A 13,248-nucleotide genomic window follows, 5' to 3' on the forward strand; every position below is an offset into this window, starting at 1 on the left:
AATCGAGCGCGCTTTCACCGTCAACGGTTTCATTCCCCTCATTATCGCCGTAAACGCAAAAAAACCTTGCTAGGACAACCTAGCAAGGCTTTTTTATTGAACCGCTTCTGCAAGTAAGTCGACGATATGGACAGCCTCCATTTTTTGTTGTAAGCCTTCGCGTTCAATGCCAAGCTTCATTTGCAAAAGGCAGCCAGGGTTCGCTGTGACAACTGTCGTTGCGTCCGTCGCTTTTGTATATTCCATTTTCCGGTCAAGAATTTGCATCGACATTTCTGACTCAATGATGTTGTAAATACCTGCTGACCCGCAACAACTATCGGCTTTTTCCATTTCGATCACTTCGACCCCTTCAATTGCCTGGAGCAACTGCCGGGGAGCAGAGGCTGTTTTCATGACATTGCGTAAATGGCACGAGTCTTGGTATGTGATCCGCTTGGAAGCCAATTTCAGCGGCACGCGCTCATGAAAGCCGACTTCTACTAAAATTTGCGAGATGTCTTTCATCTTGGCTGTAAAATCAGCGGCACGCTCAGCGTAATCACGGTCTTTGCTAAGCAAATGACTATAGTCTTGGAGAAAAGCGCCACAACCGCCAGCATTTGAAATAATAAAATCGGCGCCGCTATCCTCAAAGGCATCAATGTTTTTGCGCGCCATTTCTTGCGCCTTTGCCTTCTCGCCGCTATGGCCATGGAGGGCGCCGCAGCATCCTTGGCTATCTGGGACGACAATACGGCAACCAGCCTTTTGCAATAGCATAATCGTGTTTTTGTTGGTTTCATAAAACATCGTATCCATTAAACAGCCTTTGAAAAAAGCAACTGTAGCAACAGGCGCTTGCTCTGCTTCATATACACGTTTGTGTGCCTTCCGCTCTTTTTGAGGAAGGACGTTTGGCATCGCCCTTTCCATTGCCTGCATGCTCTCTGGAAACAACTTCATAAACCCTATTTTCCGGGTAATGTGTTGCAGTCCGCTACGCTGGTAAAAGCCAACAAGGCTCATCGCTTTTTCCATTCGGTTTTGGTGGGGAAACAACCCTTCAAACACGGTTTTGCGCACCGTTTTGACACCAGCAGAATGGGTGGAATGGTCTTCAAAAATGTCACGGGCTTCTTCAAGCATATGGCCATAGTTCACGCCTGCAGGACAAACAGGTTCGCACGCGCGACAGCCCAAGCATAAGTCTAAGGAACGTTTGACTTCCTCATCTGGGGCGATCAAACCGTCATGGACCGCTTTCATCAGGGCAATGCGGCCCCGAGGCGAGTGTGCTTCTTGATAACCAGTCTCCAAATACGTTGGGCAGTGTGGCAAACAAAACCCACATTGCATGCAGTTAAGGAGTTCGGTTTCATCCATCCGTTTTGCAAAATCAGCTTGAATCGCCTGCTCCCGTGCCGTCATCTCCACTTGGCTCATTGGCTCACCACCACCCGTTTTCTTGTTTCCTTCGCAAACAGTTTTGCCGGGTTCATAATATGGTTTGGATCAATCGCTTGTTTGATCGCGCGCATTAACGCAATCCCTTCCTCTCCTAGCTTCCATTCCAAATAAGGGGCTTTCATCATGCCGACGCCATGCTCGCCCGTAATCGTGCCGCCAAGTTCGATCGCCTTTGCAAAAATAGCAGCAAATGCTTCCTCGACTCGGTGCATCTCCTCTTCATCACGGACATCCGTTAAGCACGTCGGGTGCAAGTTGCCATCTCCAGCATGCCCAAACGTACAAATCGTTACGTTGTATTCTTTCGCAATCTCGTTAATGGCCCGGACCATATTCGCTACTTCTGAGCGTGGCACTGTTGCATCCTCTAAAATCGTTGTCGGCCGTAGCCTTGCCAGCGCAGACAATGCTGCACGGCGGGCTGCCGTCAGTTCGAGCGCTTCTTCTTTTGATGATGCGACTTCAGCCGAAAGCGCTCCTTCATTCAAACAAATCTCAGCTATACGCTGAATGTCCCGTTCCACCACTTCTTTTGCTCCATCTTGCTCAATGAGCAATACGGCCTCAGCATCAGTCGGGAGCCCGATTTTCGCAAAATCTTCCACCGCTTTTAATGTTGGCTGGTCCAGAAACTCAAGCGTAACGGGAATAATGCGGTTGGCAATAATGGAAGAAACGGACCGTGCTGCTGCTTCCATATCAGAAAACAAAGCAAGCATCGTCTGTTTCGTCTCCGGCATCGGCACAAGTTTTAATGTCGCTTCCGTAATAACGCCAAGCGTTCCTTCCGCTCCAACAAGCAAGCGCGTTAAGTCGTAGCCGGCAACGTCCTTCGCCAATTTCCCGCCGGTCCGGATAATATCACCATTGGGCAACACCGCTTCAAGCGCCAACACATAATCGCGGGTCACCCCGTATTTTAACCCACGCAAACCACCGGAGTTTTCATTAATGTTGCCGCCAATTGTAGAAATTTTCATCGAACTTGGGTCAGGCGGGTAGAAAAGCTGCTTTTTTTCAACCGCCTCAATCATATCCAATGTGATAACACCTGGTTGTACGGTTACTGTCAAATTGTCCTCATCAATTTCAAGGATTTTGTTCATATGTTTGAACAGCAGAACAATGCCGCCTTCTGTCGGCACTGTCCCTGCGCATAAATTCGTGCCTGACCCTCTTGGCACAATCGGGATCTTTTCCCGGTTGCACACTTTGACCACCTCAGCAACTTCCTCGGTCGAGCGCGGCGCGACCACGGCGTCAGGAAGGGCTTGAAAATTTGGGGTGGCATCATAGGAATAGACAAGGCGGCTCGCCTGAGACGTTTGCACATTGCCGTTGCCGACAATGTTCTCCAATTCTTCTGTTATTGCTTGAGACAGCATGCTCTCATCCCTCTTCCTCTTTTGTTCTTAATCTCTTAAGCTTACAAAATCGGAAATCGCTTTTCTATAGGAGCTCATGCAAAATTATCGCCGTTCGAATCCGCTTTCTTTGTAGAATCCTCCAAAAACAAATGGGCCAAATAAAAAAGAACAAAATCCTCACTCTTTCGTACATCTAAACCTGTATGCTGTTTAAGCTTGTGAAAACGGTAATGGAGTGTGTTGATATGAACATGAAGGGCTTCTGCTGTCCGTTTCAACGATTGGTCGTTCTCTAAAAAAGCAGCCAATGTCCCTAAAAGCTCTTGTTCATCGCCGACTTTTTTTAAAACCCGTTCAACAAAGCGTGCTTTTGTGTCAGCAGGAATTGCCTCTACACAAAGTTCCAACTTCAACTCATGTTCAAATACGAAACGGTTTGTTTTTCTTGCTGCCGCTAAGGCCGCTTGCGCTTCCGCGTAACTCTTCTTAATCTCATCAGGCGGCAACGCCCTTCCGGCTCCTCCCCACCAGCTCCCGCCAATGGCCAGCGTTTCCGCCAATGTATGGACAGTCGCTTTAAGCGCAGTTTCTGTCTGCGGCGAGCATACAAGCAGAACCTTCTTTCTTTCCCACGGGATGGCAATCATCCCTTTTCTCTGTTCACGCCACTGCGCCAAACCGCGCCAGTGGATCGATTCCTCCAATCCTGTCTCAATCAGGACAATTTGTTTTTCGGTTTGCACATCAAGGGAATGGGCCGCCGCTTGCCGTTTTAAAGGTTCGGTCAGCGCCCCTGCTTCAAGCCACTCTTGTACAAACCCTTGCAGAGCACGAGTTTGCCATTGCATTTGTTCCATCATATGGGCTTCCTGAATGAGCAATTCTGTCATCCGCCTTAACAATTCGCCGTACGGCTCCATTTGCTCAGGTTCTCCCGTTATGCCAATCACCCCTGCTACTTGCTGAAACACGACAATCGGCAAATTAAGCCCTGGTTTGACTCCTTTTAAATGGGTTGCGTCATTGGCTGTAATAAGACGTTTACGCCGTTCGGCCATGCATAGGCTGGCGCCTTCATGAAAAGTGCCGACTCGGTTCGGGTCGGTGCTGGCAATAATGTAGCCGTCTCTATTAACAATGATGAGATCTTCTTTTATCAATTGCGACGCTTCAGCTATAATTTTTTGTGCAAGCACATCAGTCAGCAAAAATCGCCGCCCCCTTTTGTCATAGTTATCCTTACAGTTTATCATGCCCAACGATGTTTGGCCTATTTGTTAAACCCTACAGCCCATCTGCTTGGTCAAACTTTTTAAATAGAAGCCAACATGTCTTTACAATCACTGTATATACTTATAGCATGTACGCAAAAACATATTTTTCTTTGCCGCCACAGCTAAACGATAAACGACTATGCCAGGAGGATAACCAATGAAAACAAGACGGTTTAGTAAACAAGAAAAAAGCTGGATGCTTTACGACTGGGCGAACTCGGCCTATTCGATTATTGTTACGACAGCAGTGTTTCCACTCTTTTTTAAAGCGGTTGCAACAGACTCAGGATTGAGTGACGCTACGTCAACGGCGTATCTCGGCTACACGATTGCGATTGCCACATTCATTTTGGCGATGCTAAGCCCGATTTTAGGGACGATTGCTGACTACGAAGGCTTGAAAAAACGCTTTTTTGTTTTCTTTTTTTCACTCGGCGCTGGTTCTACCGCTTTGCTAGCGTTTGTGCCTGGCGATCATTGGATCATTCTCCTGATCCTCTATACAGTGACGGCAGTTGGCTTTGCTGGCGCCAATGTATTCTACGATGCTTTTTTAGTCGATATAACCGAAGAAAAACGGATGCATGATATCTCTGCACGGGGCTACGGGCTCGGCTATATCGGCAGCTGCATCCCCTTTCTCATTAGCATTGCTTTGATTGTATTGGCACAGTTGGAAATCATCCCACTCTCTTTTTATGCCGCAAGCAAAATTGCATTTTTGATTACGGCCTTGTGGTGGGCTGCTTTCACGATTCCGATGCTTAAGCATGTGACGCAACGTTACTACAAAAAACGGGAAGCGAGACCGATTGCCAATAGTTTTAAACAGCTTGGGCAAACATTCAAAGAAGTGCGCCAATACAAACCGTTGTTTTTATTTTTATTGGCCTATTTCTTTTACATTGACGGGGTAGGCACGATTATTCGCATGTCTACTGCTTATGGCAGTGATCTCGGAATTAGCGCAACCGATTTGTTAATTGTCTTATTTGTCACGCAAATCGTCGCTGCCCCTTGTTCAATTCTTTACGGCAGGCTGTCACAGCGCTTTACAGGCAAAAAAATGCTTTATGCCGGCATTTGCGTCTATATTGTTGTTTGCGTGTATGCGTTTTTCTTACGGACCACACTTGATTTTTGGATTTTGGCGATGCTAGTTGCCACTTCACAAGGGGGCATCCAAGCATTAAGCCGATCGTATTTTGCGAAGCTCGTTCCTAAACAGAAAGCAAATGAGTTTTTTGGCTTTTATAACGTGTTTGGCAAATTCGCCGCCGTGATGGGCCCCCTCTTGCTCGGACTCACGACGCAATTGACAGGCAATACCAATGCAGGTGTCTTTAGCCTGATCGCATTGTTTTTAATCGGCTTTGCTTTGCTAGCAAAAGTGCCTGAACCGAAAGACGAACAGCGCCATTCATACGCTAGTTAACTACGTTTAAAAAGATGAAGCAATTTGACAATCTCCCATCAGAAATCGACAAGAATAAACACGCCTTCTTCTTATAAAACGTGTATGATTTAGCTTGAACAGAATCGATAGAATGGAGACTTGCGATGGATGTTTGGGAATGGGTTGTTGCCGCTATCCTTGGCCTAGTCGAAGGATTGACGGAATATGCGCCAGTGTCATCAACAGGGCATATGATCATAGTGGATGATTTATGGCTCAAATCAAGCGAGTTGGTCGGGTCACAAAATGCCTACGTGTTTAAAATTGTGATCCAGCTAGGATCGATCTTAGCAGTGGCGCTTTTGTTCAAGGACCGCCTCTTGCAATTAGCAGGCTTTAAAAAACAAGCAGCAACACAGAGCGAAGGACGGGGTTTGACGTTAGGAAAAGTTGCCGTCGGCTTGTTGCCAGCTGCAGTGCTCGGTTTATTATTTGAGGATAAAATGGAGTCGATTTTCCATGTTCGCACGGTCGCATTTGCTTTAATTGCTGGTGCTTTTCTCATGATTGCCGCCGATTTTATAAACAAACGGAACAATAAGAAGAAACAGCAAGTAGACGACATTTCTTACAAACAAGCACTGGCAATTGGGCTATTCCAATGCCTTGCCCTTTGGCCAGGCTTTTCCCGTTCTGGCTCAACGATATCAGGCGGTGTCATGCTTGGCTTAACGCACCGAGCAGCAGCAAACTTCACCTTTATTATGGCGATCCCAATTATGGTTGGCGCTAGTGCGCTGTCACTGATCAAGAATTGGGACGCCCTTGAGATAAGCTTGCTGCCCTTTTACGCCACCGGCTTTATTAGTGCCTTTCTCGTTTCCCTTGTGGTAGTCCGGTTCTTTTTAAAGCTAATTAACAAAATCAAGCTTGTCCCGTTCGCGCTGTACCGGATTGCCCTTGGATTGCTGCTGTTGTTTTTATTTTGGTAGAAGTCGTAAGCAAGCGAATGCGTTTAGGCATTCGCTTGCTTTGCTTTGCCGAAAATCGATTCACTATACGAGATAACGACCTTTCCGACGCTTGTCTGGTTAAAAGGCGGTTTTACAGTTCATCTGAAAAGGTTTGAAGATAGGATCGTTTTAGTGTTTGTAACTTTTTAAGTATAGTAAAAGAGATGGCTTTATGCAGATCATCTCTTTCCTGATAGTATAATATAATTTCTTCTATCATCTCATCATACTCAAAATAAAGTTCATGTTCCTCCAATGTTTTCATTAGTTGAAGTAGTGTCTCATCTACGCCACCCTTTACAAATAAGGTTTCGGTAATTGAACACCGTACTATATACTCTTCATTATTTAAGGACTCTGCTTTCGCTTTTGCTTCTTGTAATAAAGATAGAGCATATTTATAATCTCGTTGTAATCTAAAAAGGATATTTGCTAGATCCCAGCTTGACTTCATTCCGGCAACGCTTTCCCGATGATCGCCCGTATTAAGTGCTTGAATAAAGTACTGCCTCGCTTCTTCAAGCTTGTGTTGGCGTGTACGATTCATCCCTAAGCTACGGAGAACAAGAGCATGTGTAGTAGGAAAAGCTTTTGCTTCAGAAAGCACTGATTGGTAAACAAATTCAGCCTTGTCAAATAAAGAAAGCTCGGTATTGATTGCGGCTAACAACAATTTGCAGTTTAAAAATTTTTCCTTATTAAACTGTTGCTGTTCAAACAAATCAATCGCTTGCTCAATATAGGCGACCGCAAAAGTATATTGATCAATACGATAGTAACTTTCTCCTAAACGATAGAAAAACTCGGCTTTTTCGGCTTTATCTTGTATGTGATTAACAAGACCTTCGGCAATATGATAGAGACGAATGGCTGATTTGTAACGGCCTTGGTAAAACTCTGCTTGTCCATGGACAAAATAGTAGAGGAATTTTAACAGTTTATCATTATAAAAGTCTTTATCGCGGATAATTTCCAAGTCAGGAAATGCTACCTTTCTTTTTTGAAAATCTTCCATTAGAAGCTGGTATCGGAACATGACCAAAGAGTAAAATGATAACACTTTTTCATCATGTATTTCAGTTGTTTCGACAAAGCGTTCCACTTCGTTTTTGAGGGTAATGACTTGTTCCATATCACGAGCAACAATACAGCGATACCATTCAACAATTTTTGCACCAAGCATTTCAGGAGCAATGTCAGTTGACATAGGGGCATCATCCTTCCAAAGACATTATTATCCATTGTTACAAAAAAGGAAAATAAAAGAAACCTTTTCTGCGATTTTCCCAACAAAAAAACCGGCCAAGCAATGGCCAGTCGAGATCTAGCGGGCTTTATACACTGTTAACAAACTCATGAAAAGTCCTCGTTTTTTTACGTGTGGCTTAAAATCGCCTCAATGTGACCGTTGATTTCAAATGATGTCGCTTGTACAGGCAAAATGAAATGGTCGCCTTTGCCAAGCGTGTAGTTTTTTCCGTTAACGACTAGCTCTCCCTCGCCACTGATGACGCTTACGAGTACATAAGGGGCTTGAAACGCCGCCTCCCATTTTTCCTGCACAACTGCTTTATACACTGTAAAAAATTCCGTTGCGACGAGACGAGTGAGTGTGTGGCTATTGCTTTTTTCAACCGTTTCAGTGTTTGCTTGGTATGGCGCGTGTGGAATCATCGCGACTTCCTGTGCCTTGTCTAAATGCAGCTCCCGCTGTTTCCCATCTGCCCCTTTCCGGTCAAAGTCATAAACGCGGTAAGTCGTATCTGAACTTTGCTGCGTTTCCAAAATCACACTTCCAGCGCCAAGGGCATGGATCGTTCCACTCGGCACGTGGAAAAAGTCGCCTGTTTGAATAGGAATGCGGCGAAGGAGCTCGTCCCATCTTCCCGCTTCAACCATTTCTGCAAACTCCGCTTTTGATTTTGCCGTATGGCCTAAAATCAATTCCGCCCCTTGTTCCGCTTCGACTACATACCAGCACTCAGTCTTTCCGTATGCTTCATGATCCTCCAATCGCTTCGCTTGTTCGTCATTTGGATGGACTTGTACAGATAAATCTTCTCTTGCATCTAATAGTTTCACGAGCAACGGAAACGTTTCGCTCGTTTTGCCGCCAAACAAGTCGCCTTGCTGATCCCATAGCTCTGCCAACGTCTTGCCTTTTAGCAGCCCTCTTGCCACTTTGCTTTGTCCATGAGGGTGGGCGGAAATTCCCCAACATTCCCCAGTCCGCTCATAGGGCAGATGATAGCCGTACGCCGCTAGCTTCTGTCCGCCCCAAATCCGTTCTTGCAAAACAGGCTCTAAAAAAATCGGTTCCGTTTTGGCATGTTCCATACATTTTCCCCTTTTCCGCCTTGATGTTATGTATCGCCCCTCTAGTATAAAACATCTTTGTAGCGAAGATAAGTCCTTGTCGATTAGCGCTATTTTTAATTGAAACGATAGCCACACAAAAAGCCAGCACCCATGAAGAAATGGTTGTTGGCTTTGAACGGTGGAAGAGATTTATTCCATTGCAACGGTTATGTCCACATTTTCTTCTTCAATCACAAACGGTTCTTCACGAAAGGCAAAAAAGAAATTGGAATCTGGATCATATTGAAGCGGCTGCCCATCTAACGAAATTGACTTAATCTCGTGTTCGCTTAGCACTTTTCCAAACAGCACATGAACGCCATCGATAGCAAGCAGCTCATAAGAGAAGTCGCCATCACCAGCAAAATCCCAATCGCTGTCACTGCTCTCCCAAACATACTCATCCTCTTCTTTTTTAATTGAAACAAACAAAATCCCTGAACCTCTTCGATAAGCGCTCATCTCCTGCTTATCTGATATTTGTTCACTTTTAAGCAGTTGCGCTTCTTGAAACTCATCTAACTCGTTGAGATACGCTCTTGTTTCGGCAAAGCTATCAAATCTCTGCTCACAGCCAGCAAGCAGTAAAAAAGCAAACACAGCGATTGTTATTGGTTTCACCGTTCCCACTCCTTGCTTTAGTACTCCTTTGGATTTGTATAAATGTTTTTCATTTAGCTTACAACGAACAAACTTCCAGCCAACAATGTTAGCCGGAAGCCTGTTCCCATTAATCAACACACCTAAACCATTCAAGATTCGCTTAACTGCCGGAGCTCGATCCTTCTTATCTTTCCAGAAATCGTTTTTGGTAGTCCGGCTACATATTCAATTGCCCGTGGGTATTTGTATGGGGCCGTTTCACGTTTGACAAATTCTTGCAGTTCTTTTGTTAGCTTGTTTTGATCGTCCGTTGGCCGATTGAGCACGACAAACGCTTTGACAATATGGCCGCGAATTTCATCTGGGCTAGCGACAACGGCACATTCTTTGACAGCTGGATGTTTCGTTAATGCATCCTCGACTTCGAATGGCCCAATCGTGTACCCTGATGAAATAATAATATCGTCACTTCGTCCTTCAAACCAAAAATAGCCTTCTTCGTCCCGATAAGCACGGTCGCCTGTTAAATAATACGAACCGCGATAAGCTGCTTTTGTCCTTTCGGGATCTCTGTAATATTCCCGGAACAATGCAGGCGCATCTTTATGGACGGCAATATCGCCAACCTCGCCAATGCCTGCCTCCTCTCCAGCTTCATTCAATATAACAACACCGTTTCCAGACGTTGGCTTGCCCATTGAACCAGGTCGCGCTTCCATGCCAATCATCGTGCCAATTAACAACGTGTTCTCCGTTTGCCCGTATCCATCGCGCACCGTAATATCAAATTGTTCTTGAAATGTGGCAATCACTGCTCGATTAAGGGGTTCTCCTGCTGAAACAGCATGTTTGATGCTGCTAAGTTTAAAAGAGGAAAGCGCCTCTTCTTTCGCCAACATTCGGTATTCAGTCGGCGTCGCGCAAAACACACCAATGCCATATTCATCGATTAATTGTAAATACGTTTTTGCCTGAAAAGGGCCATCGTAAACAAAGGCAGTCGCCTGCTTGCCGACTACAGATAAAAAGGGACTCCACACCCACTTTTGCCAGCCTGGGGCCGCAGTCGCCCAAACAAGGTCTCCTGTTTCCACACCGAGCCATTCGGTTGCAGCGGTTTGCAAATGGGCAAAGGCCCAAGCTTGGGTATGGACAACGGCTTTTGGATTTCCAGTCGTGCCAGACGTATAGGGCAAAAACGCGATTTCCTCTTTATCCATTTCTCGCTCAAAGGAAGCGCTTTCATTTTTCATTCGATTATCCGCATTTTCCCAGCCGCTCGGCGCTTCGCCAAACACCCATTTTGCAATTAGGCCGTCGGTGCTGCCATCAGAAATTTGGTCGATTTCAGCTGTAAATCCTTTGTAAGCAAGGACGCCTTTCGCCTGCGAATGGCTAAGCCGGTAAGCCAGATCCTTTGCTCGCAACATCCCTGAACACGGAATGATGACAAAGCCGCCTTTCAAACAAGCAAGGTAAGCCGCATACGCCTCTGGCACGCGTGGAAAAAGCAACAACACTGGGTCGCCTTTTTTCAGGCCGCTTCGGCTTAAGGCATTTGCGAGCTGGTTCATCTTTTGGATTAACTCGTCGTACGTCCATTCTAGTTTGTCACCGGACTCGTTTTGCCAAATAATCGCTTTTTGTGTTCTGATCGCTTCCCGTTCAATTGTAGCCGCTACATTATAGCTTTGCGGTGCTTGCAACACCTGTTCCATCTGTATGAACTCCCCCTTTCATTTAGCTATATCATACAGAATATTTCTTATTTTGGGTAGTTAAACAGGAAAGATCAGGCCTTGTTGCTCATTTTTTTCATTCCAACAAAAAGTGTCCCAAAATCATTTGAATCATTGCTTATGATATGGTAAAAATATAATGATCGTTCTATATAAATGAGGTATGAAAATGAGCGAAAAGAAGAAAGCGATTTTAGAAACAGCAGAGCGTTTATTTGATAAACATGGATTTCATGCTGTAGGAATGAAACAAATCATTGAAGAGGCTGACGTAGCTTTAATGACTGTCTACAATCACTTTCAATCAAAAGAGCATTTAATTGTCGAAGTGTTGAAAAGGCGGGAAGAAAGGTATATGGCTTCTTTAAAAAGACACATGAAAAATAGCTCTTCCATTGCCGTTGCCTTGGCCACTGCCCATATGGATTGGCTGCGGGCCAATGATGCAAATGGCTGTATGTTTCTTCGGGCAAAGGAAGAATATTCATTGCATCCTGATCAAAGCGACATTATTGATTATGCCGACAAACATAAAAAACAGTTAATGGCATTTATGGTCGAGCAAGGACTTACAAAGCAAGAAGCAATACGCCTTGTCTTATTGTTTGAAGGAGCAACCGCACTTGCAGAGGTACTAGATATGGAGGATGTTGCCCAAGAACTTCATTATTCTGCCGAGCGTTTGTTTGAAAAGTAAGCGGATTGCTTACTTGCCCATAAATGTAATGATCGTTCTATCTAAAAGGAGTTGAGAACATGTGGTCCATTGTTTTGCCAAGTCTCGCGATGATTGCAGTGACGTACGCACTGGCTCGTTTCAGCTTCGGGTTATTCTTGCCAGACATTGCTGCTTCTCTCGATCTAAGCGCAGCAAATGGCGGATTTATTGGCGCACTTGCGTTTGCTTCCTACACACTTGCATTATTTGCATCTTATCGTTTAATCCGTTATTTCGGGCAATACAACATTATGTTGGCTGCTGGCACAAGCGCTATCGTCGGCATGCTTGGCATTGCGTTTTCGCCAAGCTTCCCTTATTTGGCCATCGCCGTATTTATCGCTGGGTTAGGAAGCGGTCTCGCTTCGCCTGTATTAAGTCAAGTTGCATACGCCAAACTGCCTTCCAACCAGTTAGATCAAGCCAACACTTGGATCAATAGCGGCACAAGTATTGGCCTCATCATAACTGGGCCTGTTGTATTATTGTTTTCCGAACATTGGCGATTGTCGTATCTTATCTTCACGATTATTGGGATCATTGTCTTAATATGGGCAGCCCGTTCGATTTCCTCTGACCAAAACAAAATGAACCAAGCAACGCAAATTTCAAATTGGGGTTCTGTACTTGCTAGTGCCAAGTATTTGCTAGTTTCATCTTTCATCATTGGCTCAAGTTCCTCGATTTACTGGACCTTTTCAAAAAGCTACCTAACATCGGTCCCGTTTACAACCGCAAACGAAAATATTGTCTTTTGGATGGTCATGGGAATTGCCGGCATTTTAGGGGGACTTGCTGGAGGGGTTATTCAAAAAATCGGTTTAACTTGGTCTCACCGATTAGCCTTACTGATTATGCTCGCCCCCCTCATCATCCTTCTCTTGCCGAGCCGGATTGCTATTTATGCTTCTGCCAGTATGTTTGGCAGCTCCTATATTTTTTTAACTGGGTTGTTTATTGTGTTGGCAACCCGTATTTTCCAAAGCTTTCCCTCACTTGGGGTTAGTTTATCGTTTCTTGCTTTAGGCATCGGACAATCGATCGGCTCTTTTTTCGCAGGTAAAACAATCGAACTAACTTCCTATCCGTTTGCCTTTATCCTTTTCGCCGCGATTGGCATCATTGCTTTGTTTATACCGGTTGAAAAACGGATGGCAAAGGGGAAGCCAAGGCGTTTAAACGGTAGTGTGTGAAAAAAGCTATTGAATAGCCATAGCAGCCTGCTTAGGACAGCTGGCTGCTATGGGTTGAGGATCGTGCCTTTTGTTGTTGAGATTATTCTAGTTGTTTCAGTAAGAACGGTTTCATGCATGAGAAAGTGATGCAAGTCA

The 13,248-nt window shown here is 45.0% G+C and carries 11 protein-coding genes; 4 read left to right on the forward strand and 7 right to left on the reverse strand.

Annotation, left to right across the window (positions count from 1 at the left end; genetic code table 11):
- Positions 1–93: 93 nt before the first annotated feature.
- The 3 genes from V5G21_RS04840 to V5G21_RS04850 form a co-directional block, all read right to left on the reverse strand.
- Positions 94–1,425, reverse strand: coding sequence for a (Fe-S)-binding protein (locus V5G21_RS04840; protein WP_244153317.1), 1,332 nt, complete (start codon positions 1,423–1,425; stop codon positions 94–96).
- On the reverse strand, positions 1,422–2,834 hold the full coding sequence (gene glcD, locus V5G21_RS04845) for a glycolate oxidase subunit GlcD (RefSeq protein WP_095236665.1): 1,413 nt from the start codon (positions 2,832–2,834) through the stop codon (positions 1,422–1,424). Before glcD ends, V5G21_RS04840 begins: the two co-directional genes overlap by 4 nt.
- A gap of 74 nt (positions 2,835–2,908) precedes the next feature.
- Positions 2,909–4,024 (reverse strand): CdaR family transcriptional regulator, encoded by a 1,116-nt coding sequence (locus V5G21_RS04850; RefSeq protein WP_338465268.1) that lies wholly within the window; start codon positions 4,022–4,024, stop codon positions 2,909–2,911.
- A gap of 223 nt (positions 4,025–4,247) precedes the next feature.
- On the opposite strand from V5G21_RS04850, the gene V5G21_RS04855 reads away from it, so the two are divergent.
- Positions 4,248–5,525, forward strand: coding sequence for an MFS transporter (locus V5G21_RS04855; RefSeq protein ID WP_338465269.1), 1,278 nt, complete (start codon positions 4,248–4,250; stop codon positions 5,523–5,525).
- Between the two features lie 125 nt (positions 5,526–5,650).
- A complete protein-coding gene (locus V5G21_RS04860; protein ID WP_035202935.1) occupies positions 5,651–6,478 on the forward strand; it encodes an undecaprenyl-diphosphate phosphatase in 828 nt (275 codons plus the stop codon).
- 112 nt (positions 6,479–6,590) lie between these two features.
- On the opposite strand, the gene V5G21_RS04865 is transcribed toward V5G21_RS04860, so the two are convergent.
- From V5G21_RS04865 to V5G21_RS04880, 4 genes are all read right to left on the reverse strand, one after another.
- Positions 6,591–7,706: a hypothetical protein gene (locus V5G21_RS04865; protein ID WP_035202939.1), complete on the reverse strand. Its 1,116-nt coding sequence runs from the start codon at positions 7,704–7,706 to the stop codon at positions 6,591–6,593.
- Between the two features lie 167 nt (positions 7,707–7,873).
- A complete protein-coding gene (gene manA / locus V5G21_RS04870; protein ID WP_035202942.1) occupies positions 7,874–8,836 on the reverse strand; it encodes a mannose-6-phosphate isomerase, class I in 963 nt (320 codons plus the stop codon).
- A gap of 171 nt (positions 8,837–9,007) precedes the next feature.
- On the reverse strand, positions 9,008–9,478 hold the full coding sequence (locus V5G21_RS04875; RefSeq protein ID WP_142299202.1) for a hypothetical protein: 471 nt from the start codon (positions 9,476–9,478) through the stop codon (positions 9,008–9,010).
- 131 nt (positions 9,479–9,609) lie between these two features.
- Positions 9,610–11,178, reverse strand: coding sequence for an acyl--CoA ligase (locus tag V5G21_RS04880; RefSeq protein ID WP_338465271.1), 1,569 nt, complete (start codon positions 11,176–11,178; stop codon positions 9,610–9,612).
- A gap of 190 nt (positions 11,179–11,368) precedes the next feature.
- On the opposite strand from V5G21_RS04880, the gene V5G21_RS04885 reads away from it, so the two are divergent.
- On the forward strand, positions 11,369–11,896 hold the full coding sequence (locus tag V5G21_RS04885; RefSeq protein ID WP_338465272.1) for a TetR/AcrR family transcriptional regulator: 528 nt from the start codon (positions 11,369–11,371) through the stop codon (positions 11,894–11,896).
- Positions 11,897–11,955: 59 nt separating this feature from the next.
- Positions 11,956–13,110: an MFS transporter gene (locus V5G21_RS04890; protein WP_338465274.1), complete on the forward strand. Its 1,155-nt coding sequence runs from the start codon at positions 11,956–11,958 to the stop codon at positions 13,108–13,110.
- Positions 13,111–13,248: the final 138 nt, after the last annotated feature.

Source organism: Shouchella rhizosphaerae (assembly GCF_036700015.1).
Taxonomy (GTDB): domain Bacteria; phylum Bacillota; class Bacilli; order Bacillales; family Bacillaceae_D; genus Shouchella; species Shouchella rhizosphaerae.